At 45.1% G+C, this 22,525-nt stretch carries 19 protein-coding genes; 8 read left to right on the forward strand and 11 right to left on the reverse strand.

Annotation, left to right across the window (positions count from 1 at the left end):
- Positions 1-89 precede the first annotated feature (89 nt).
- The 4 genes from ACHUET_RS01395 to potA form a co-directional block, all read right to left on the reverse strand.
- Positions 90-980 carry a LysR family transcriptional regulator gene (locus ACHUET_RS01395; protein ID WP_394210034.1) on the reverse strand — a complete coding sequence of 297 codons (891 nt, stop codon included), beginning with the start codon at positions 978-980 and terminating at the stop codon, positions 90-92.
- A 93-nt stretch (positions 981-1,073) separates the two neighbouring features.
- Positions 1,074-1,862 carry a spermidine/putrescine ABC transporter permease PotC gene (potC, locus tag ACHUET_RS01400; protein WP_394210036.1) on the reverse strand — a complete coding sequence of 263 codons (789 nt, stop codon included), beginning with the start codon at positions 1,860-1,862 and terminating at the stop codon, positions 1,074-1,076.
- Entirely contained in the window at positions 1,862-2,740 is an 879-nt protein-coding gene (potB, locus tag ACHUET_RS01405; protein WP_394210038.1) for a spermidine/putrescine ABC transporter permease PotB, read from the reverse strand. The genes potC and potB overlap by 1 nt, the downstream gene beginning before the upstream one ends.
- On the reverse strand, positions 2,740-3,981 hold the full coding sequence (gene potA / locus ACHUET_RS01410) for a spermidine/putrescine ABC transporter ATP-binding protein PotA (protein WP_394210039.1): 1,242 nt from the start codon (positions 3,979-3,981) through the stop codon (positions 2,740-2,742). Before potA ends, potB begins: the two co-directional genes overlap by 1 nt.
- Positions 3,982-4,401: 420 nt before the next feature.
- Between potA and ACHUET_RS01415 the strand changes: the two genes are divergently transcribed.
- The 3 genes from ACHUET_RS01415 (at position 4,402) to ACHUET_RS01425 (ending at position 6,810) form a co-directional block, all read left to right on the forward strand.
- Positions 4,402-5,040 (forward strand): carbonic anhydrase, encoded by a 639-nt coding sequence (locus ACHUET_RS01415; RefSeq protein ID WP_394210041.1) that lies wholly within the window; start codon positions 4,402-4,404, stop codon positions 5,038-5,040.
- 154 nt (positions 5,041-5,194) lie between these two features.
- On the forward strand, positions 5,195-5,755 hold the full coding sequence (gloA, locus tag ACHUET_RS01420; RefSeq protein WP_394210043.1) for a lactoylglutathione lyase: 561 nt from the start codon (positions 5,195-5,197) through the stop codon (positions 5,753-5,755).
- 77 nt (positions 5,756-5,832) lie between these two features.
- Positions 5,833-6,810, forward strand: coding sequence for a mechanosensitive ion channel family protein (locus tag ACHUET_RS01425; RefSeq protein ID WP_394210045.1), 978 nt, complete (start codon positions 5,833-5,835; stop codon positions 6,808-6,810).
- 126 nt (positions 6,811-6,936) lie between these two features.
- Here the strand turns inward: ACHUET_RS01425 and ACHUET_RS01430 are convergent, their stop codons facing one another.
- The 3 genes from ACHUET_RS01430 to ribA form a co-directional block, all read right to left on the reverse strand.
- Positions 6,937-7,410, reverse strand: coding sequence for a c-type cytochrome (locus ACHUET_RS01430; RefSeq protein ID WP_394210047.1), 474 nt, complete (start codon positions 7,408-7,410; stop codon positions 6,937-6,939).
- A 378-nt stretch (positions 7,411-7,788) separates the two neighbouring features.
- The gene (gene hemF / locus ACHUET_RS01435; RefSeq protein WP_394210049.1) at positions 7,789-8,799 is read right to left on the reverse strand and encodes an oxygen-dependent coproporphyrinogen oxidase; all 1,011 of its coding nucleotides are present in this window, start codon (positions 8,797-8,799) and stop codon (positions 7,789-7,791) included.
- A gap of 7 nt (positions 8,800-8,806) precedes the next feature.
- Entirely contained in the window at positions 8,807-9,502 is a 696-nt protein-coding gene (ribA, locus tag ACHUET_RS01440; protein WP_394210051.1) for a GTP cyclohydrolase II, read from the reverse strand.
- A 542-nt stretch (positions 9,503-10,044) separates the two neighbouring features.
- Between ribA and dxs the strand changes: the two genes are divergently transcribed.
- Complete coding sequence (dxs, locus tag ACHUET_RS01445) at positions 10,045-12,102, forward strand: 1-deoxy-D-xylulose-5-phosphate synthase (protein WP_394210053.1); 2,058 nt, start codon at positions 10,045-10,047, stop codon at positions 12,100-12,102.
- A gap of 352 nt (positions 12,103-12,454) precedes the next feature.
- The gene (locus ACHUET_RS01450) at positions 12,455-13,282 is read left to right on the forward strand and encodes an inositol monophosphatase family protein (RefSeq protein WP_075105898.1); all 828 of its coding nucleotides are present in this window, start codon (positions 12,455-12,457) and stop codon (positions 13,280-13,282) included.
- A gap of 57 nt (positions 13,283-13,339) precedes the next feature.
- Here the strand turns inward: ACHUET_RS01450 and ACHUET_RS01455 are convergent, their stop codons facing one another.
- Entirely contained in the window at positions 13,340-14,767 is a 1,428-nt protein-coding gene (locus ACHUET_RS01455; protein ID WP_201601434.1) for a WS/DGAT/MGAT family O-acyltransferase, read from the reverse strand.
- Positions 14,768-14,887: 120 nt separating this feature from the next.
- Entirely contained in the window at positions 14,888-15,712 is an 825-nt protein-coding gene (locus tag ACHUET_RS01460; protein ID WP_227675816.1) for a thiazole synthase, read from the reverse strand.
- Positions 15,713-16,054: 342 nt separating this feature from the next.
- Here ACHUET_RS01460 and gspE point away from each other — a divergent pair, with 342 nt between their 5' ends.
- The gene (gene gspE, locus ACHUET_RS01465) at positions 16,055-17,608 is read left to right on the forward strand and encodes a type II secretion system ATPase GspE (protein ID WP_394210055.1); all 1,554 of its coding nucleotides are present in this window, start codon (positions 16,055-16,057) and stop codon (positions 17,606-17,608) included.
- Positions 17,609-17,754: 146 nt separating this feature from the next.
- Here the strand turns inward: gspE and ACHUET_RS01470 are convergent, their stop codons facing one another.
- Positions 17,755-18,222: a RidA family protein gene (locus tag ACHUET_RS01470; protein ID WP_394210057.1), complete on the reverse strand. Its 468-nt coding sequence runs from the start codon at positions 18,220-18,222 to the stop codon at positions 17,755-17,757.
- 87 nt (positions 18,223-18,309) lie between these two features.
- Entirely contained in the window at positions 18,310-19,038 is a 729-nt protein-coding gene (locus tag ACHUET_RS01475) for a DUF4442 domain-containing protein (protein ID WP_394210059.1), read from the reverse strand.
- Between the two features lie 310 nt (positions 19,039-19,348).
- Here ACHUET_RS01475 and ACHUET_RS01480 point away from each other — a divergent pair, with 310 nt between their 5' ends.
- Both ACHUET_RS01480 and ACHUET_RS01485 read left to right on the forward strand, forming a co-directional pair.
- Entirely contained in the window at positions 19,349-20,812 is a 1,464-nt protein-coding gene (locus ACHUET_RS01480; RefSeq protein ID WP_394210061.1) for an McrB family protein, read from the forward strand.
- 12 nt (positions 20,813-20,824) lie between these two features.
- Complete coding sequence (locus ACHUET_RS01485) at positions 20,825-22,360, forward strand: McrC family protein (protein WP_394210062.1); 1,536 nt, start codon at positions 20,825-20,827, stop codon at positions 22,358-22,360.
- Positions 22,361-22,525: the final 165 nt, after the last annotated feature.

The raw sequence follows: 22,525 nt of genomic DNA on the forward strand, positions 1-22,525 counted from the left end.
TAGGGAACCATCAGTTTTCCTAACGCCTACCACAACGTAAGAAAGCGGACAGTATTTTATAACCAAAAAATGTAATAAGCAGTGGAGTATTAAACTGGCTTTACGATCCCTTCTAATAAACTGGCAAATCCCTGCATATAGGCTGTATCTTTGCTTGCAGTACGCGTTGCCGCGTACAGCTGACAATGTACGCCATCACCCAATGGTCGTGAGACGACCCAACCTTTTCTTTCATATTCAGCGACCACCCAGTCAGGCAACGCCGCTACGCCGCGCTCGCTTGCGACCAACTGAATCAGCATCGCGGTCAGCTCTGTGGTACGAACATTCTCAAAGCTCACTTGTGCTGGCGTCATAAAGTTTGCAATGATATCGAGACGTTTGGCCTCTACGGGATAAGCAATGAGCGTCTCATTCGTTAAGTCATTTGGTTCAATAAACTCTTGCGTCGCTAAATCATGCGTTGGTGACAGCACCAAGCGACTCTCATACTCAAATAATGGTTGATAGCTGATACCATCGATCGGTAAGTCGCTGGTGGTAATGAGCAGATCAATATCGCCTTCCATCAGCAGATGATGCGGCTCTGGCTCAAAGCCTGTCGCAAAGTCTAGCTCGACATCTGACCATTCACGGCGATAGTGATTGAGTATCGGCATAAGCCAATCAAAACAGCTATGACATTCAGAAGCTAGTCGTAACCTGCCCGCTTGACCGTGTGCCAAGCGCTTGAGGTTGGATTTGGTACGGATTACTTGCGGTAGGATGCTGTCTGCTAATGCTAAGACGGTTTTGCCCGCTGGCGTGAAGCTCAGCGGGCGAGTTCGGCGATTGACCAAGCTGATATCGTAGTAGTTTTCTAGCTCTTTCAGTTGATGTGAAACGGCAGAGGCGGTGACGTGTAGCTCGTCTGCCGCTGCCGCAAGCGAACCATGCGCACGTAGCGCGGTTAATGTATTAAGATGACGAAGCTCAAGCATAATATAGTCTAACCGCTACCGTGAGAAAAATTCATTATAGTCGATATGGCACTGATTTTCACTCATAGTATGCTATCAAGGAGCAATTGATAGCTAGCGCTTGCGTAATAATAGCTGTGAGATGACGACCAATATCAAAGAGGCCGCTAGTAATAATGTCCCTATCGCATTGACTTCTGGCTTGAGACCGACGCGCACCATAGAATAAATACGCAGCGGTAAAATCTCATAACTGGGCCCTGTCACAAAGGTCGATACCACCACATCATCGAGTGACAAGGTAAAAGCAAGTAACCAACCCGCCATGACCGCTGGCAAGATAACGGGAATTAATACCGTGCGTACCATCGTTGATTCACTGGCACCCAAATCACGCGCCGCTTCCATTAAACGCTCATCTAAGCTGCTCAAACGTGCAAAGACAGTAATCACTACAAAGGGCAAGCAAAAGGTAATGTGTGCCAATAGCAATGAGACAAACCCTAGCTGCAAACCAATTAATAGGAACAGCGCCAACAACGAGATTGCGAGTACAATCTCAGGCGACATCATCAGCACAAATAGCAGCCCGTTTAGTAAGCCTTTACCGCGAAAATTATAACGATGTAAGGCGAGGGCAGTGAGCGTCCCTATGAGAGTCGACACAGTAGCTGCGACCAACCCCAAGACAATAGAATGCCAAAACGCATCGAGCATCGCTTGGTTGTTAAATAATGACTCGTACCATTTTAAGCTAAAGCCGCCCCAGTTGTAGCCGATTTTCGACTTGTTAAATGACATCACCACCAAAACAATAATGGGTAGATATAACAAAGTATAAATAAGACCGAGATAGCCTTTGGCAGCGATACTACCAATCTTGAGCGTACGCGAATGAGACATTAGGCCACCTCGTTAAAGTCAGTCTTGCCAATGCGGCGACTACTGGCACGGTAGGCTAGTAACAATACCGCCATTGCCACTGTCAATAACACGCTAGCAGCCGCGCCAAACGGCCAGTCACGGGCGTCTAGAAATTGGTTTTTGATGATATTACCGACCAATAAGTTGCGAGAACCACCCAAAATATCCGCCACATAAAACATACCCATCGCCGGCAAGAGCACGAGCAGTACGCCAGAGATAATCCCCGGCGTCGTTAACGGTAAGACCACATGCCAAAAGGTCTGTGCTTTTGATGCACCCAAATCCTGCGAGGCGAGCAGCATGTCATTGCGTAAATCAGTAAATACGGCATATAGGGGTAATACCATAAAGGGGAATAGCAAATAAGTTAAGCCTGCAATCACCGCGCCTTGTGTATATAGAATATCGATAGGCGTATCAATCACACCGATGGCTAGCAGCGACTTGTTAATCAAGCCATTATTCGCAAAGAGCAGTTTGAGCGCATACGTTCGTACCAAAGAGTTGGTCCAAAAGGGCAGGATCAACAGCAGCATGAGTAACGGCTGCCATCGCACTTTTACCTTGGCCACGAGCCACGCAAAAGGGTAGCCCAGCAGTAGACAGATAACCGTTGTGATACCTGCCATCCATAATGAATGAACAAAGACCTCAAAATACAACGGATCAACCATGCGCACATAGCTGTCAATACTGACAGGCAAGCTAATAAAGGCGCTGCTATCACGGGTTAAAAAACTGACAGCGATGACCAATATGTTTGGTAATAGCGCAAATATCAGTAGCCAACCCCAGATCAGCCAGAGCGTTGCCGTACGAAACGGGCTTTTGCTGCCTAAGTGGTTGCGGGCCATCAGCTACCATCCTTCTGTGCGATCGCATTGTTTGTATCGTTAGTATCTTCTGGCAACACCCACTCCCAGCCATCGACCCATGAGACTTTGACGCCTTCGTTTAGTTTGTAATCAAAGCTTGGGTCATCTTCATCAAAAAATTCAGAAGCCTTGATGATATGGCCATTCGCCAATTCAATAATCGAGTCTAACGTACTGCCTTTATAATTACTCTCGATGACACGGCCCAATAGTCCGCTATGCTCGTTATCTTTTGGATCATATATTCGTAGATCTTCGGGACGAAGTAGTAAATTAACAATGTCGCCTACTTGAACATCATTGGCAAAATTTGGTCGGCGCAAATTACGTAGCGTTGTTGGTCCTTCTTGCGCTTGAGCCTCACAGACTTCGACTTCGATGCGTCCATTAGTCACTTTGCCATCACGATCGGGAAGGTCTGGATAGACACCCTTGACCTCAGCTCTAAACAGATTGGTCTCACCGATAAACTTGGCAGTAAACAAGTTGGCAGGGGTTTCGTAAATCTCGATAGGCGTACCGATTTGCTGGAATGTGCCGTCTTTCATTACCGCGATGCGGTCTGACATCGATAGCGCTTCTTCTTGGTCATGAGTGACAAACACAAAAGTAATGCCCAGCTCACGTTGCAAGCGTTTGAGCTCAGACTGCATTTGCAAGCGTAGTTTGTGATCGAGCGCGGATAATGGCTCATCGAGCAGGAGGAGCTTGGGGCGGTTGATCACTGCGCGAGCAATCGCCACACGCTGCTGCTGACCACCAGATAAATCCTGCGGTTTGCGATTGGCTAAATGCTCTAGCTGCACCATGGCAAGCATCTCGCTGACCCGCGTTTGGATCTCATCTTTTGGCACTTTTTTTATTTTTAGGCCATAAGCAACATTTTGCGCGACACTCATATGTGGAAACAATGCATATTGCTGAAAGACAGTGTTAATCGGACGTTTATCAGCGGACAAGCCTGCCATCTGCATACCATCTAAATGTATGGTCCCCGCATTTGGTTGCTCAAATCCTGCAATCAAGCGCAGCAATGTTGTTTTGCCACAGCCTGAAGGTCCAAGCAAGGTCAAAAATTCGCCATGCTTGATATCAAGGTTGATGTCTTTTAAGACTTCAGTTTGATCGTAGGTTTTTTTGACACCAGTCAGTTGTAGCAGCGTTTTGTCATTTTGAGGCGACGCAGAGGTTTTGTGCGTGTTTGGCGATGGGTCGGTCATAATATCTGTTCCTAAGCGTCCAATAGATCAGAGCAGTAAATCAGTGCAGCCATCAAGGTATCTCGCTGTCATCAAAAACTGGCAGGAGCGTAAGCACGATTTGATTACTGTCTGGTTGTTGCCTGATTGCTGCACATTATAGCAAACCCTTACTATAAATCAGTGCAAGTTCGTTATAAGTTACGCGAGTCGTACCGTCATGGCAGTGCCAGATATCGCTGTGTTTGTAGTGAGAAATGCTTGTGTATAATGACCTTTAAACAAAGTTTTTTGTCATTTTTTGGTCTTTATTCCTATACAATTACAGTATGGCTGACCCAGATAATAGGCCTGATAAGCCAGTCACTATTCGCACATTTAGATTTGAATATATATAAAGCCGTTTAACATTCTCATATTATTGATAATAAAGGATCTCTCATGTCTAACGATACACGTCCAACTACCGGTCAAGAAGCGCTTGAGCTGTTAAAACAAGGTAACGCCCGTTACGTGGATAGTCTCACCAGTACCGATGAATATATGCAGCGTCGTCCAGAGCTGGTCAAAGATCAAAATCCATTGGCTATTATTTTGGGCTGCTCGGACGCACGAGTACCCGTTGAGATTGTCTTTGATCAAGGCTTGGGGGATTTGTTTGTCATACGTGTAGCCGGCAATGTGGTGGCGCCATCACAGATTGGCTCAATTGAGTTTGCGGCCGAAGCCTTCGGTACGCAGTTGGTGGTTGTGCTTGGACATTCAAAATGCGGTGCTGTCACAGCTTGCGTCGAGACACTGATTAATCCTGAACAGAACTATTCACCTAATTTGCAATCGATCGTTGATCGTATTCGCCCAAGTGTTTATAACTTGCATGAACTGGCAACGGCCAATGGTCAAGACGTCGATGCCGATGAGCTGGTTGATCGCTCTATCCGTGCCAACGTGCGCATGTCAGTGAGTCAGCTCAGACATGGATCGCGTGCACTAGAGGACTTGACTAACAGTGGTCAATTGCTTGTTGTGGGTGCTGAGTATGACCTAGAGACAGGGAAGGTAAGGTTCTTAGACGGCTAATATATATCTAAATATGAACATACTTTGTTCATATTCTTACAAAACCCTATCAATTATTTTGCCAATTTTTATTATGATGAAAGAACCAAGCGAATTACGGCAATCGTGATTCGCTTATTTATAACTGCATTTTCTAAATCATATTAGGATAATTATGTCTACTCCATCTAATAATAACGCAACCATCGCACAGCCTGCTAGCAGTATCAGTGCAGATGGTGTGCAGTCGATTTCAGCACAAACGACAGGCTTTACTTTCAATCACACTATGCTACGCGTCAAAGATCCTGCCAAGTCATTGGCATTTTATACAGGCGTGTTGGGTATGACGTTGCTAGCGGTCAAAAAATTTCCTGATATGGAGTTTGATCTGTATTTCTTGGCAAAGTTGACCGAGAGCGAGCGTGAGAACCTGCCTGCTGGTGATGATTTAGAAATCTTTGCGTTCCGTCAACGCGGTATCTTAGAGCTGACCCATAATTACGGCACGGAGACAAAAGCGGACTTTAGCTATCATGACGGCAATCAAGAGCCACAAGGCTTTGGACATATTTGCTTTAGCGTACCGAACCTAGATGAAGCCATCGCTTGGTTTGATAAGAACGATGTCGAGTTCAAAAAACGCCCAGAAGAGGGTAGTATGAAAAACATTGCCTTTATCAAGGATGTCGATGGCTACTGGATCGAAATCGTTCAAGCTGATTTGATGGCGTAACTGATAACGCAGCAGTGACATATCCAGTTATTTATCCCTTTAAACACGCGCCAACACAGCAATAGGAGCAACCCTTTATGCCCACCCCCGATGTGAGTCGCATATCGAATACGCTAACCGATGGTGTAACCATCTATCAACAAGTGGTCTATACCACGCAAGACTTGGCAAGTGGCTTTATTGAGCGCATTCCATATTTTGTGGCGGCGCTCATTGTGTTGGGGATTTTTTGGCTGTTGTCGATTATTTTCAAAAAAGTCGTGCATAAAACCCTAGGCGCGCGCGTGCGTCATCAAAACTTGGTGAAAGTGTTTCAGCGGATAGGTGGGGCACTTATTCTGTTTATTGGCTTTATGATCGCCATGGTTGTTGCTATTCCAGGATTTACACCAGCCAAATTAATCGGCGCGCTAGGTATTGGTTCGGTTGCGATTGGTTTTGCCTTTAAAGATATTTTTCAAAACCTACTCTCTGGTATTTTATTGCTGATCTCAGAGCCGTTTCGTATTGGTGACCAAATCGTCTCGGGGGACTATGAAGGAACGGTAGAAGATATCAAAATCCGTGCAACGACCATCAAGACTTATGATGGTAGGCAAGTGGTTATTCCAAACTCGGAGCTGTATACCTCGGCATTGACAGTCAATACCGCCTACAAACAGCGCCGCTTACAAGTGGCGGTGGGCATTGGTTATGAGGATGATATAGAAACGGCAAAGGCTGAGATTTTACAAGCTTTGGATAAAGTTGAGAGCGTATCAAAAAAAGCGACGCCAAGCGTGATTGCCACAGGGTTTGGCGGCTCGTCCATAGATCTGATGGTTCGCTGGTTTATTGAAGATGGCACGCAGGCCAACAAGGTTACCTCGATTCATCAAGTGATTGTAGAGATCAAAAACGCCCTTGATGCAGCAGATATCAATATTCCATTCCCAATACGTACGATAGATCTAAGCGATCCTTCGGTAAAATCTATCGTTAAGCAGATAAATAAGCAGCAAGATGACGATGTTAATGATGATTCTAATAATGCCAACAAAATAGAGAAAGAGTAATTTACTCAGCACGTTATTTCAAAGAGCTGCCTTGAAGTGATATTTTTTAAGCAATAAAAAACCACCATATCATTGAATATGGCGGTTTTTTTGTCTTTCTACAAGCTACTAGGCCAGTACAAAGCGTTAGTCATTTTTTGCTCTAAATTCGGTATGGCACGATTTACAGCTTGCGCCTACTTCACCAAAGGCAGGCTGAACGTCTTCGACACTAGTGGCCGACTGTGCAGCAGCATTTAGCTCAGCAGTCACTTTTTGAAAGTTGTCCGCTTCAGCACTGAAACCGTCAGCATTTGACCAAACGGCCTCAGTGGCATTACCCATGGCTTCTTGGTTTTCAAAATGACTCCAAGGGCTTGAGGCGTCTTCTGCCAAGAATGCCGCCTGTTCTTTGAAAACCGCTGCATCAAAGGTATCTGGTGATTTGACCATATCACCCATGACGCCCATCGCATCGCCCCAGCTTTTCATGCTGTCTTGGCGCGCTTTGATATCAGGGTCGTCGCCTGCACCGCTACACGCTGTCAAACCCAGCGCCGCTGCCATTAAGGTGATGCTAAAAAAAGATTTCAAAGATTTTTTGGTATAAACCTGTGCCATATGACTTACTCCTTTAAACTTGGCTAATCGCAGGCGCCACTATAAACGCGCACTTTGCCTCAAATATTATTATAAAAATACTGCCGAAAATTCTTTTACGTACAGTAGCCGCCAAAGAACTTCTCTTATTGTAGCGGTTATCTACAAAATGATAATGAGATAGTTGTTATATCCTCGTAATCATTCAGGTGATTAAAAAGAGTTTATGGCGTTAATAACACGATTATTGTTCATTTTATTTAAATGTCATATCAGTAATGTCATATCAATGCAGTGAAATTCAGTATCAGTCATCATATGAATGCAAAAAGGCCAGCTATCGTAGCTGACCTTTTAAATCATTTATCAAAAACTTGAACGACAAGTTATCTGCAAAATCTATAATGCTAACCAATCGCGTGGTTTTAGATAATAATCAGTCAGCTCAAATTCAGGCGTGCCCTCAGTCGGCTCAAAACGATAATGCCAGCTAGCAAGTGGTGGCATACTGACTAGGATAGACTCGATACGTCCGTTACTTTGTAGTCCAAATAAAGTCCCACGATCGTAGACCAGATTGTACTCAACATAACGACCACGGCGATAGAGCTGAAACTCACGCTGTGCTTCGGTATAAGGCAGATCTTTACGCTGCTCAAAAATCGGCATGATACCGTCAAGGTAACCATTGCCAACGGCTTTCATAAAGTTAAAGCAAGTCTCAAAGTCCCAGCCGCGACTCTCTGTACTGACGTCGTCATAAAACAAACCGCCGATACCACGCTGCTCGTCGCGATGACGCAGATGAAAATACTCATCGCACCACTGTTTAAAGTCAGCGTAAATATTGTCCCCAAAAGGCGCGCATAGATCATGACAGACTTGATGCCAATGCACACAATCAGCGAGTACGGGATAAAAGGGCGTCAGATCAAAGCCACCACCAAACCACCAAATAGGTGCTTCGCCTTCCGCTTCTGCGATAAATAAACGTACATTGGCATGGCTGGTCGGCACATTAGGGTTTTTGGGATGCACAACTAGCGACACGCCCATGGCCTGAGCTTTGCGACCAGCGATATTTGGGTGACGGGCGGTGGCTGAGGCGGGGAGGTTATGGACATGGATATGGCTAAACATGACACCCGCTTTCTCAATGACCTCGCCATCTGCCAATACACATGACCGACCGCCGCCGCCTTCAGGACGTTCCCAGTCATCGGGAACGAAGGTTGCATGCTCGTTGTTATTAGTACTGCCATCGCGCTCTTGTGCTTCTAGCGATACACAGATGCGTGCCTGTAAATCAACTAGAAATTCGCGCACTCGCATGATGTCGTTATTGGTTGGCGTCGTCACGGACGCCACCGTTGACAAGTCTGTTTCGTTATTTGTATTTGTAATACTCATAAGATATCTATTTATTCAGGTGTATGGCGGTATTAAGGTCTGTATCGAGAGAAGCGTCTGTATCAATATTAATGTTTTTATCAAACAGGTGGCCCATGCGATCACGTTTGGTTGCTAGATATTCCGCGTTCATATCGTTCACACCAACGAGTATGGGTACCCGTTCGACAACGTCAATACCGTGCTCCGTCAAATAAGCAACTTTGTTTGGATTGTTGGTGATGAGTCTGACAGCATTAACACCGATATGGGCCAGCATCGGACCACACATATCATAGATACGCGCATCGGCAGGCAAGCCTAACATGAGATTGGCATCCAGCGTATCATGTCCCTGATCTTGGAGGGCATAAGCGCGAATCTTGTTAGTCAAACCGATACCGCGACCTTCTTGACGCAAGTATAAAATAGCACCGCAACCGGCCTCTTGTATTGCCTGCATGGCAGTATTGAGCTGTGGTCCGCAGTCACACTTCAATGAGCTAAACGCATCGCCTGTTAGGCACTCAGAATGAATCCGAACCAGTGGGACTGGTCTTTGCGGCAACGTGTCATCTGAGCTAGGTGCTGTCATTTGATCGACCACAGCTAGACCAACGGTCAGCATGACATGCTCTTGGCCTTCGTCGTTTTCAAAGATATGAATATCAAACTCGCCGTGACGAGTGGGTAATTTGGCACTAGTGATAAATTGATATGACATTACTGTCCTGCATAAGCCTAAAGTCGTGGCGGTGAAGGGTTTGTGATAATGTTATTAAACCCGCGATGACATCCTAGCCTGAATGGTAAGGCCAAGATGATAGCAGTATAACCCTTTCATAAAGAGCGCGTGCTTATTGTATTTATTATAAAAACACACAAAGTTCACAGACGACGCACGATGATTAAAGCGACAATTAAAAAAAAATGCTATTATGCCATACTATTTTGGTGGATACAGTGACAAGTCTTTATCCTTACATTACTATGTCGTCACTAACATCCGCTATTGATGCAAAATAATAGGGCATAATGTTAAGCCTCATTGTTGAAGCATGCAGTCATACAGTATTGAAACATAGTCTATTATAGTAGTGTGCCCACGTTATACATAGCAAAACTATAGAAATGCAAAAGTTGCATGAATAATTATATGGTCGATTACATCAATAATGATGTAGATATTATTGACGTCTCTCAGTTGTAGCTATTGCTATATTGGAGATACGTCTTGTCAGCAGATTGGTAGGTATCGTACGGTTTATGCAGCAGTCACTTCATTCCCCAAAGTCTCAGTCCTCATCTGCATCAGTATCTGATTCTGCCGCCCAGCTATCGAGCTTACAGCAGACTTATACTGTGATTCCTCGCGTGCGTCCGCATACGCCATTGCTTGATGCCATTGACACACCTTCTGATATGAATGTGCTTTCAACCACTCAGCTGATTACGCTGGCTGATGAACTGCGTCTTTTTTTGTTATATTCAGCCGGTCAAAGCGGTGGACATTTTGGCGCTAATTTAGGTGTGATTGAGCTGACGATCGTGTTGCATTATTTGCTTGATACGCCGCAAGATCAGATTGTATGGGATGTGGGTCATCAGGCCTATGCACACAAAGTCCTGACTGGTCGCCGTGAGCAGTTGGCAACGATCAGATCAAAAGATGGTCTAACTGCATTCCCAGAGCGTGCAGAGTCTATCTATGATACATTTGGCGTTGGGCATTCATCAACCTCTATCTCAGCCGGTTTGGGCATGAGCTTGGCGCTACGCTACCAAGGCCGCGCGCAAACGGTTGCTTGTATCATTGGTGATGGTGCGATGACTGGTGGTATGGCTTTTGAGGCCATGAACGATGCAGTCCAACAAGATGCCGATCTACTAGTCATTTTGAATGACAACGATATGTCGATTTCTTGTTCTATCGGTGGTTTTTCACGGCATTTAGCGATGCTTTGGGAGTCAGGTTATCAGGTTGATATCTCTGAGTCAGGCAAGCCTGTGCTTTGCCAGCGTCCTGATATGCAAGCATTTGATCGCCGTAAACGTCACAAAGAGATGCGCGATGTACCGCAGTTAGAGGACAACTTATTTAAAGCGATTGGCTTTACCTATTTTGGTCCGTTTGATGGGCATAATATTCCTGAGCTATTGCGTGTGCTGTCAATTGCCAAGCAAGTCAAAGGTCCTGTTTTAGTACATATCTATACCACTAAAGGTAAAGGCTTTGCACCAGCAGAACTAGATCCGGTCGGCTATCATGCGATTAGCAAGCTACCAGCAGAGATTCATAATGATTCTCATAGCAAATCTACAGAAGCACCAAAACAAAATACAAAACCTGCGCTAAAATACTCGCAAGTGTTCGGCAAATTCTTATGTGATAAAGCGGTCGAAGACGATAAGTTGCTCGCGATCACACCTGCTATGGAAGAAGGCTCGGGCATGATTGACTTTGCTCGTCATTTTCCAACACGCTTTTTTGATGTGGCTATTGCTGAACAACATGCGGTAACGCTAGCGGCCGGTATGGCGACGCAAGGTGTCAAACCTATTGTGGCGATTTACTCGACGTTCTTGCAGCGTGGGTATGATCAGCTGATTCATGACGTGGCGCTACAGAATCTCGATGTCATGTTTGCCATTGATCGAGCGGGTCTCGTTGGTGAAGATGGTGCCACGCATGCAGGCGTGTTTGATTTTAGCTTTTTACGTTGTATCCCGAATATAGTGATTGCAGCGCCGAAAGATGAGAATGAATGCTACCATTTGCTCAATACTTGCTATGAACATCAGGGATGTACGGCAGTTCGTTATCCGCGTGGCACCGGTACAGGTGCAGCTATCGAGCAGCCAGCACAAAACTATAAAATCGGTGAAGCCTTTATTGAGTCAGTATTGGGCAGCAATGATGCGCCTTATAAGTTAGCGATATTGGCTTTTGGTACGATGGTGGCGACCGCTCAGCAAGCCGCCGAGAGTCTAACCAGTGATGATACAGTGTTAGAGTGCCAGGTACATGTGGTCAATATGCGCTGGGTAAAACCGCTAGATACTGCAATGCTTGAGAGCTTACTGGCGCAAGGCGTGACGCATATCGCGACTCTAGAAGAGCATATGATCATGGGCGGTGCGGGTAGTGCGGTCAATGAGTACTTGCTCAATGAGTCGGCTGCTTTTAAACGTCAGCGTCCAGCTGTTAGCAACATAGGTATTGCTGATCGCTTTATCGCGCATGGCTCACAGGCAGAGCAGTGGGCTGATTGTGGTTTAGATGTTGCTGGTGTGATTAAGCAGCTTAAGCAACTGTTGTCTTAATTTTTATTTTTAGATTTACAATATTATTTAAGAATTATTGCTTTAAAAACATATTAATTAAAACCGATATAAGCTCTTGAATAGAGCAAACGCCTGCTAGCCGTAGGTGCTGACTTTTTTACAACTTGCGCAGTTTGTGTGACCACCAAAATATTGGCTTGGTCAGCGTGACGGTTTTTTCGTTTTTATCGAACAATTTTAGTATAATGCGGTTGTCGTTTATAAGTTTTCATTTATAAAAGACACGTTTTTAATCGCATAGATGTGGTGTGATGCGGCGGCTGTTTGGCATGTTGTGGGCACAGAGTTGGTCTTATTTTTTATATTCATTCATCAAGCAAATAGGTTATTTATGGAACCCATGGTCGTCATCGCAGCGCGTACTGCTGAGAAAGTTGGTAAAGAGATTTTATATGCGCATCAAAACCGTCACAAAATCGAGTTAGATATCGAGTCTAAAGGACTTGATGGTCTGGTTACACGCATCGATCGCTTTAGCGAAGAGCTCACGATTGAGACGCTAAAAGCCAGCTATCCGAATCATTCGTTTTTGGGTGAAGAGTTTGGTATGCAAGAAGGTCGCGGCGAAGACGCTGACTGGTGCTGGATTATCGATCCGCTAGATGGTACTAAAAACTTCGTTCATGGTGTACCGCAGTTCTGCGTATCTATCGCTGTACAGCACAAAGGCGTGACTCAGCACGGTGTCATTTATGACCCAGTCCGTGATGAGATGTTTTCTGCTAGCCGTGGTAAAGGCGCACGTTTGAACCAACGTCGTATCAACGTCAGCGAACGCAAAACCATCGATGGTGGGTTTTTTACCACAGGTCATCCGCTTGAGCGTAAGCGCAACGGTGAAGTGATCTCTTATGCCAAGCAGCACTTTGAGAGCTTACAAAAGATCTCTGAAGCTGGTGGTCAAGTACGTCGTCTGGGTTCAGCGGCGCTTGATTTGTGTTATGTTGCTGCTGGTCGCTTTGATGGTTATTTTGAGATGTCGATTAAGCCTTGGGATATCGCAGCAGGTGAGCTTATCGTCACCGAAGCGCGCGGCGTTGTGGTCGATCACACAGGCGCGCACAACTCTATGACCTCAGGTTCTATCTTTGCTTGTAACGTTAAACTGCTCAAGCCATTGATGCAAACCGTCGTACCAATTTGGGGCGATGTGATCTAATCACAAAATAAGCAGGCTTAAACGCCGAGCGATTCAAATATTAAAAAGCTGGTTCCGTTATGGAGCCAGCTTTTTTGTTTTCTTAACAGGTTTGTCTTCAACGGTGATACCTTTAAACGCCAACTCTTGACTGACAGTTTCTAGCAACTGTAGCTCTTCTTCTATCAGCATGAGCATGTCTTGGACACGCGGTAATGCTTTACTACAAGCAGTAATGCCAAATTCAATTCTATCCAAATAACTGGCCAAAGTGATATTCATTGCTTGACCGTTGAATACGATAGAAGCGGGATACAGTGATTGTAAGCGTGCACCATTCCAATACAGCGGCTTCTCAGAACCAGGAACGTGAGAAATAATAAGGTTAAAGGCCTGCTTTTTTGGAAATACACCAGTCGCCAAGTTGATACCTTGCCATGCATAGGCGATGACGCTGTAATTAATGACTTGCGCTTGATTCATGCGGCGAAAGCGACGTTTGCCATTATTCATACTGCGATGGATAAGCTCTATCCTGCGTAGTGGGTTGTCTAAATGTGTGCCCAAATTCGCCAGTACAAATGACAGCTGGTTGCCCGATATACTATCATCAGTACGCAGTGACATCGGTACAAACGCAATCAGCGGCTTGCTGGGGAGTGCATCCATCGAGATCAAATAACGACGAATGGCGCCAGCACAGACGGCTAATACCACATCGTTTCTACTGATTTTTAGTCTTTCGGCAATTTTATTAAAGCGCTGTATGTCGTAAGACTGCGCCGAGATACGACGTGATGCAGATATGCGCCTATTTAAAATACTCATCGGCGCGTCAAACGTACCAACATAGCCTTCATCACCATAGTTTTTCAGATTGTCTATCAGTTCTGTAAATACCGGTTTGATGGTAGATATCTGCTCTTTCATGATGCGCCTGATAGATCTTTCGGCAGGCAAAATAGCATTCACTTGATTACGATGACGCGCCATCAGTGACCAGACTGGTAGGGTGACGGGTTCGGTAGGGGATTGTGATAAGGATTTTTTTACCAAACGCATGGCAGCGATACCATCAACGAGCGAGTGATGAATCTTAAAATACCAAGCAAAACGTTCAGGCCCGCCTTCTACTTCTGGCTCAATCCCTTCTATGACGTGGCATTCCCAGAGAGGCATTGCACGATCTAACAGTCGCCCATGCTCTCTTGAGACATACATCAAAAGCTCACGGATGCGTCCAGGACTTGGTAGTGCCACATGGTGAAAATGATGCTCAACATCAAAATCTTTGTCTTTTTTCCAAAACACCAAATGCTCTAGCACCTGATTGAACGGAAAGCTTGGCGGTACATCGGATTCTTGCATTTGTTTTACCAGCTGATAGACAAAGTCACTATCAGCGCCTTCGGGTAATTCAAATAAAAACAATCCGCCAACGTGCATTGGCTGTTTACGCGACTCAAGAAGTAAGAACAACTGGTCGACTGCTGTGAGAAGTCGCATAATAAATCCTTTTATGACGATAATGAATAAAAATGATAGCTGACGGAGTGCTGACCCAACCAGATTTCTGTCTTATTATTTTATAATCGGTTTTTTGTTAGGGCTGACCCGAGCAAGCGCTTACTGGAAAAAGTATCCTGTTTGCGGTGAGCTGGCAGTTGCCATCTTACGCATCGGCATACGACCTGCCAAAAATGCGGCGCGGCCTGCCCATACGGCATGTTTCATGGCATGTGCCATCATCACAGGGTTTTGCGCATTAGCAATCGCTGAGTTCATCAGAACGCCATCACAGCCAAGCTCCATGGCAATCGCAGCATCAGATGCTGTACCAACACCCGCGTCAACCAATACGGGCACTTTGGCGTTTTCGATGATGAGGCTGAGGGTATGGCGATTGAGTAAGCCAAGCCCAGAACCAATCAAGCTCCCAAGTGGCATGATGGCGACACAGCCCATGCTTTCTAGCTCTTGGGCGACGATAGGATCATCTGAGCTATAGACCATGACTTCAAAGCCATCATCAACCAGTACTTGAGCCGCTTTTAAGGTCTCAGTGATATTAGGATAAAGGGTTTTTTCATCGCCCAATACCTCAAGCTTAACCAAATTATGCCCGTCCAATAACTCGCGCGCAAGCTTGCACGTACGAATGGCGGTTTCGGCATCGAAGCAGCCAGCCGTGTTCGGCAAAATCGTGTATTTGTCAGGAGAGATGACATCAAGCAAATTTGGCTCGTTGCTGTTTTGTCCAATATTGGTACGGCGAATAGCGACGGTCACGATTTCTGCTGCCGAAGCGGCAATCGCTTCTCCAGTCTCACTCATGTCTTTGTATTTGCCCGTACCGACCAGCAGGCGAGAGGAAAAGGTACGACTACCAACGGTAAAAGTATCTTGTAAAAGTGGTGTCGGGTGAGTAGCAGTGCTAACGTTCTCTGACATAACTAAAAATCCTAATAGCGAGCGGGCAAGGTGGACAGAAAAAATATAACGAGATTTCTAAGTAATATTAAAAAAGTGAAGTAGACAATAATAGCGCACTGTTAGCAAAATAAAAAATCGCATGATAAGTTGGCTATACATACCGTAAAAATAGGCGAGTGGCGATACGTAAAAAACGCCGACCACATAAAATAATACGCGTCTAAAACAAAATGTTATTATAACAAACTCATGCAATCTTACTTGCAATCTTTTTGGGCTTGATCAGTCAAGCTCAGTGTATTTACAGTGCTTTGGCGTGATTGTCTATTTGACACTATCTCTATTTATTAGGTTGTCTTTATGATGCAGTTGCCGTACAGCTTTGCGAAACGCCATCAGATTTTGGCCATACTTGCCATCGACCCTGAGTTGCCGCCAACTTTGGTATTGACGAAAGCCACACCATTATCCGCAATCAATGAAGCGGTGCGGTTTTTACAGCAGCAAGGTAGTCGCGGCGTACCAACTTACGAAAGTGTCAGCTCGGATGATTTTGAAAAGCGTATGAACGCGGCTTACGCTGGTAATACCGGAGAGTCGCAGCATATCGCTGCTGGGCTTGAAGATCATCCGGATCTTGATAGCTTAGCAGATAGCGTCCCTGAGACTGAAGACTTGATGGATCAGCAAGACGATGCGCCCATTATTCGTCTGATCAATGCGCTGTTGTCAGAAGCCATTCGCCTAAACGCCTCAGATATTCATATCGAAACTTTTGAAAAACGCTTGGTGGTTCGCTTTCGTGTCGACGGCGAGCTTAAAGAAATTATCACGCCAAAACGCCAGCTCGCGCCGTTATTAGTTTCGCGTATCAAAGTCATGGCCAAGCTGGATATCGCAGAAAAGCGTGTACCGCAAGATGGGCGTATTAGCTTACGACTGGCAGGGCGAGAAGTCGATGTGCGTGTATCGACACTGCCGTCGAGCTTTGGCGAGCGCGTGGTGATGCGTCTACTAGACAAGCAAGCGGGACGTCTTAACATGACGTATTTGGGGCTATCTGATAATGACTATACAGAGCTGAAGCGCTTGATTCATCGTCCGCATGGGATTATTTTGGTCACAGGGCCGACGGGTTCGGGTAAGACTACCACGCTATATTCGGCACTGACTGATTTGAATGATCAAACGCGCAATATTTTGACCGCCGAAGATCCCATTGAGTTTCAGCTTGACGGTATCGGACAGACACAGGTTAATAATAAGGTAGATATGACCTTTGCCAAAAGTTTGCGCGCGATGTTGCGTCAAGATCCAGATGTGGTGATGGTGGGTGAGATTCGCGATTTAGAGACGGCAGAGATCGCTGTACAGGCATCTTTGACAGGGCATTTGGTCTTATCAACGCTGCATACCAACACCGCGATTGGCGCAGTCACTCGCTTGCAAGATATGGGTGTTGAGCCGTTTTTATTATCGTCGTCACTGATCGGCGTGGTGGCACAGCGCTTAGTGCGTACTTTATGTCCACACTGTCACGACTGGCAGGTGGCAGACTCCGAACAAGCCAAACTTTTTACCGAAATTGGTATTGAGAAAGTATTGGACAGCGATATTGAAAATGCAGCAAGTAATGCGATTTGTCTACCCAAGCCAGTTGGCTGCGATAAATGCAATCAGTCAGGATTCAAAGGACGTACGGCGATATATGAAGTCGTACCAGTTGATGATACGCTGCGCCGCATGATTCATAGTAATACCGCTGAGTATGAGTTAGAAGCGTATGCTCGCCAGCAGACACCATCGATTCGCGCGGATGGTCTACGTAAAGTGATAGAAGGGCGAACGACGCTAGAAGAGGTACTGCGAGTGACGAAAGAAAGTGCCTTAACGGATGATACGATACTGGTATAAATGCTTAGCTATAAACGATGAGAAACAGTATTTGGAGAATAGTGTCTGGTGCGCAATGTCTGAAAAGTAGAAAAAGATAACTGAGCGAAATAGCCAGTTATCTGATCTTTTTTCTGAAATTAACAGGGTAACGTTTTCAACTGCCATTACTTGGCAGCGATGCACTCAATCTCAACGCTCGCTCCTGCAGCCAACTCCGATACGCCAAACGCTGAGCGTGCAGGATAAGGTCTAGACAGTTCTGCCTTATATACTTTGTTAAAATCATCAAAGTCATCCATATCAGTCAGCATGGCCATACATTTGACGATATCAGATTTTCGGTAGCCGTATTTTAGTAGCGTGCTATGGATATTATCTAGTGTTTGTTTGGTTTCAGTGTCGATACCACCTTTGACCAACTTGCCGTCTTTAATACCAATTTGTCCTGACATATATAATGTATTGCCAACACGTACGGCTTCTGAAAAAGGATAGGGATTGCTGTCACCCAAAAAAGTTGGGCTAGATTTAGCACTAGCGGCTGTCGGACTGGCGTTAGCACCAACAGCCAAGCCTAATGAGCACATAGCAACCAGTGGTACGATAGATAAATAGGTGCTAAGTTTGGACATCCTTGTCTCCTTACTGAGTTGATTGATCATAAATATGCTAGATGCGCCACAAAATGCAAATAGCATATGTTACGTCTGTTTAATCGATTATTTGTTATTAATAGTCTCATCGTCTGCAGAGAGCGCGTCGTCTTGCTCGTTGTCTGCGGTAGTATCCGTATTATCTTCTGAGACATTTTCGCTTGCTTTGCCTTGGCGGCGCGCCTCTAGTTCAGATTTTGGAATCCAAGCCCAAGTCATCTCCACTACAATCGGATCGCGGTCACTATCAGATTCACGGTCATCAATGACGCAAGGAATAACCATTTCACCTTTTGGCGTATTTAAAATCTGCAAGCGCTGCTCATCAGATAGACTGGCTACGGCCGCAATTTGACCTTTTTTGATCGGGCGATAAAAATTAACGGAATAGGATTTAATCAGTAGTACGCGATCAGAGGGTAAGTTTAACCCCAAAATGAAGCCAGTTGCCGTTTCAGCCAGTAGAGTAATGGCTACTGCATGGATCGAGCCAATATGATTCTGTACCCCTTTCACATTGTTTAGACTGACAACGACTTGATTGGGCTCAACCATTTCATAATACACGCCTGTTGTCCCTACGTAGGGTACGACTTTGCCAAAGGCCTTTGAGAGAATGCTTGAGCGCGCACTGGCAGGTAGATATTTGGTCACAGATAACAGTTTGGTGAATTGATTACTGATTGGTTTTAGCGTGCTGCTGGGTTTTTCGATGGATGATCTTGTGCTGTCAGAGACTTTGGCTGGTTTTTTATTGGTCAGCTTGACGGGCAGTTTTTTCAATAATCCTGACATACAAAATTCCTTAACGTAGATAAATCGAATGTTGTTTTTTGATAGTGGCAAACAGTAAGTGTTAGCAAAGCCATTACAAACACTATGGTACATTAACCGCTGCTTTCCTACTATTATTAGCATGAACTGCTGCGCTTATAAAACAGCAGTCATCTATATTGTGTTGCTAGAATATAGTCTTAAATAATTAAAATAGCTCAATGGTGATGCACGGATCTGCCTAGTAGACAATTTCTTACTATACCACCGCGCTATAATAGCGTGATGTTGGTACGTCTTATTTTATAAATTTTCAATACTGGATGATGCTATGTCTGATATGTCTACTCACGAGCCGACCAATATTATTTATACTGGCGTCGCGGGTACTGGCAAAACCTATCGATTGCTCCAAATCGCGAAGCAATATACCGATTACCTGCCTGAGACAAATAATGAAGCGCTACTTGGGCAGCTGTTGCAAAGCCTAAGCTGGCGTGAAGTACTATGTTTGATATTTTTAGACTTACGGGCTGGACAACAGGATTTGGTCAAAGTGCGAGAGCTTGTTGACCATCCTTTTTTTATCACTAAAGCGGCACAAAACTCACGTGATAAAAACCTAGAGAGCACTGCTTGGTTAGAGCTTCGCAGACATAGTCCTATAGATTCTAAAACCGTAAGTTTTGATAATCGTGCCAGCCAAGCGTATTTTGATAAAGATAATAGTGGCGCATGGTATTTACTGCCTGAGAGTGTGGTGCTGCTAACAGAGTTTTCACAGCAATTGGCGGAGTTTCAGCAGGCACAGCATGATAGTCAGTCCAATCAAAACCAAAATTCTGGTCAGCAGCGTTTTAGTATGGTGAGCTTTCATCAAGCTTATGGTTATGAAGAGTTTGTAGAAGGTATTCGTCCTGTTATGAGCGGCTCTATCCACGCAAATAACAGTCACTCGAGTAATACCCAAATGAGCTACGCCGTTCAAGATGGGGCCTTTTTAAAGCTATGTCAGCGTGCCGCGCGTGACCCTCAGCACCGTTACGCGATGTTGATTGATGAGATCAACCGTGCCAATGTGTCACGAGTCTTTGGCGAGCTACTCAGTTTGATCGAGCAAGACAAGCGCGCTGGCAAGCCAAATGCGATGATGGTTCATTTGGCGTATTCTGGGCGTGCGTTTAGTGTGCCTGCCAATGTTGATATCTATGCCACTATGAATACCCAAGATCATTCGCTTGCGCCGCTTGATATGGCATTACGTCGACGTTTCCGCTTTATTGATTGTCCACCGCAGCCTGAATTATTACCGATAGTTGGCTGTATGAGCGACACGACTAATCGTGCAGAAGCGGACACGGTAGATTTAAGCAAATTGCTAACAGGCTTAAACATGCGTATCACACAGACGCTAGGAGCCGAGGCGCAGTTGGGGCATGCGTTTTTGTTCGCAGTCGATGATTTAGAGCAATTACAAATGGTGTTGGTCGAACAGATCATCCCGCAGTTGGCGCAAGCTGCGGGCGGTCAAGTGGCTATCTTGCAGTATATTTTTAGAGATGAGCAGCAACCGCTAAGTACCCAGTTCATCCACGACAGCCAAACAATGATAAATAATGATTTGTATGATCCGATGAGTAAGAACCATACAACGACTCAACATCAAATGTTTGCAGGGCAGGGCGCCTTTCTTGGTCAATCGATGAACGTAGGTGGCTATATGATGAATCCCGACCTTATTGCTAAGATTGGTGAGTTTAGCAAGCCCGCTATCTATCAGCGTTTGTACGAGTAAGGTGGCTGTTTAGTGAGAACTCATAATCAATACTATGCGCAAGGAAACTATATTAATGCAGATAATATTAATGCAGATAGTTTTTATGCTCGTATACCTAACAGTAAGGCTCCCGCAGCGAAGGTTGTCACGGTATTTGAACACCAACGCCTCACAGCGCACGATTTTCCGCATGTCTCTGACTTTCATTGGCTAATGGCGCAAGAGTTTGCCGTCTTTACCATCAAGCGTAAACAAGGACAGTGGCAACTCAAGGTTGGGCATCATATAGGAATTATCCTCTTGCCTAGTGGTATGACACTTGAGCTATTGCCAAAGCTGGATCAATCCACTCAATATAATAATATCGCTCAAACTCGTCACTGGGTACAAGGCATGTTATCCGACTTGACTCGTCTTGATGCACGTCAAAGTCGTAAGCTGCCTAGTATGAAAAACCTTGGTCAATTTAGTGATCAGTCAATGCCATTATCTGTAGAGGCTCCGCCATTGTCAGACTGGCTATTAGAGCAGTTTTTGCAGCGCTTGGTTCGTTATCAGCCAACCCAGCACTATCAGGCGCAGATCAATAACCAATCATCGCTACAAGGGCGCCTGCTCATCAAAGAGCAGTTACGACATAACAGCATGCAGCCGCATAAGTTTTTCTGTGAGCGTAGTGTGTTGAGCCAAGATATGCTGGCCAATCGCTTGATTAAGAGCGCATTGGTATGGCTGATGCCGTTACTGCCTAGATCTATATGTACACCTCTCTTACAACCATGGCAGCCGTTGTTTGGGCTAAACCAGCGTGAACGACAGCGGTTAGCGTCAATATATGCTCAAGCAAAGCAGCAGTTAAGCGTCCTGCCATTACAAAAACAGCAACTGCAAGCCGCACAGCAGTTGGTAGACCTAGCTTATTGGCTGTTACAGCAGTCAAAGGCATCGACAGGTTATGGTATTGATCCCACTCGACCAAACTTATCTCAGCCAAAATTATGTCTATTGATCGATATGAATCAGGCGTTTGAAAAGTGGGCGAGTCAGCGCATCGCATCGATGTTTCAGCAATTGAGTAGCAATTATCATCCTTTTTACCAAATCCAAAGTGTTTGGCTCAATGATAGCGAGGGTCAAGCATGCGTATCGATACGACCAGATTTGCTGATATACAAAACGGCTGATAATGATAATAACCAAAATCAGAGTGACACCGCGGTTAGTAAAGAGACGGTAAACGGTTGCTATAGCCATGTCATCGATATCAAATGGAAATATCTGCCTCATGCTGGTGCCATTACTGCCAGTGACGCCTATCAGTTGACCAGCTATGCACAGGCCTATCAAGCAGGGCAAGGTTGGATGGTATATCCTGTATTGGGAGACAAGAGACGACCAGTTGCGCTTAAGCAGCAGATGTATCGTGACAGTGGCGATAGTAAAAGTGACATTATCGATGGTACTAAAAGTAACCACTCAAACCATGCGGATTTATGGTTGATACCGTTCGATGTGCTGACAGGTATGGTCAACGGTGATTTGCCTGCGAATTTGAATGAGGCATAATGATTCCATCAATCATAAGAATCATAATTAACAAAGGTTTTTGAAGAGACTATTTTTATAAAAATGCCTTTTTTGAAAGAATTTAGAGATTATTTAAAATTAATCGAAAATAGGTGTTGACACAATCGCCTTTACCCCTTAATATGTGCACCTCGATAGCGAGGA

Source organism: Psychrobacter piscatorii (assembly GCF_043641605.1).
GTDB lineage: Bacteria > Pseudomonadota > Gammaproteobacteria > Pseudomonadales > Moraxellaceae > Psychrobacter > Psychrobacter piscatorii_C.

What these genes read in the sequence shown, in the direction of transcription:
- ACHUET_RS01395 (WP_394210034.1), bottom strand. Translation starts at nt 980, where the DNA reads ATGCTTGAGCTTCGTCATCTTAATACATTAACCGCGCTACGTGCGCAT.
- potC (WP_394210036.1), bottom strand. Translation starts at nt 1,862, where the DNA reads ATGTCTCATTCGCGTACGCTCAAGATTGGTAGTATCGCTGCCAAAGGC.
- potB (WP_394210038.1), bottom strand. Translation starts at nt 2,740, where the DNA reads ATGGCCCGCAACCACTTAGGCAGCAAAAGCCCGTTTCGTACGGCAACG.
- potA (WP_394210039.1), bottom strand. Translation starts at nt 3,981, where the DNA reads ATGACCGACCCATCGCCAAACACGCACAAAACCTCTGCGTCGCCTCAA.
- ACHUET_RS01415 (WP_394210041.1), top strand. Translation starts at nt 4,402, where the DNA reads ATGTCTAACGATACACGTCCAACTACCGGTCAAGAAGCGCTTGAGCTG.
- gloA (WP_394210043.1), top strand. Translation starts at nt 5,195, where the DNA reads ATGTCTACTCCATCTAATAATAACGCAACCATCGCACAGCCTGCTAGC.
- ACHUET_RS01425 (WP_394210045.1), top strand. Translation starts at nt 5,833, where the DNA reads ATGCCCACCCCCGATGTGAGTCGCATATCGAATACGCTAACCGATGGT.
- ACHUET_RS01430 (WP_394210047.1), bottom strand. Translation starts at nt 7,410, where the DNA reads ATGGCACAGGTTTATACCAAAAAATCTTTGAAATCTTTTTTTAGCATC.
- hemF (WP_394210049.1), bottom strand. Translation starts at nt 8,799, where the DNA reads ATGAGTATTACAAATACAAATAACGAAACAGACTTGTCAACGGTGGCG.
- ribA (WP_394210051.1), bottom strand. Translation starts at nt 9,502, where the DNA reads ATGTCATATCAATTTATCACTAGTGCCAAATTACCCACTCGTCACGGC.
- dxs (WP_394210053.1), top strand. Translation starts at nt 10,045, where the DNA reads ATGCAGCAGTCACTTCATTCCCCAAAGTCTCAGTCCTCATCTGCATCA.
- ACHUET_RS01450 (WP_075105898.1), top strand. Translation starts at nt 12,455, where the DNA reads ATGGAACCCATGGTCGTCATCGCAGCGCGTACTGCTGAGAAAGTTGGT.
- ACHUET_RS01455 (WP_201601434.1), bottom strand. Translation starts at nt 14,767, where the DNA reads ATGCGACTTCTCACAGCAGTCGACCAGTTGTTCTTACTTCTTGAGTCG.
- ACHUET_RS01460 (WP_227675816.1), bottom strand. Translation starts at nt 15,712, where the DNA reads ATGTCAGAGAACGTTAGCACTGCTACTCACCCGACACCACTTTTACAA.
- gspE (WP_394210055.1), top strand. Translation starts at nt 16,055, where the DNA reads ATGATGCAGTTGCCGTACAGCTTTGCGAAACGCCATCAGATTTTGGCC.
- ACHUET_RS01470 (WP_394210057.1), bottom strand. Translation starts at nt 18,222, where the DNA reads ATGTCCAAACTTAGCACCTATTTATCTATCGTACCACTGGTTGCTATG.
- ACHUET_RS01475 (WP_394210059.1), bottom strand. Translation starts at nt 19,038, where the DNA reads ATGTCAGGATTATTGAAAAAACTGCCCGTCAAGCTGACCAATAAAAAA.
- ACHUET_RS01480 (WP_394210061.1), top strand. Translation starts at nt 19,349, where the DNA reads ATGTCTGATATGTCTACTCACGAGCCGACCAATATTATTTATACTGGC.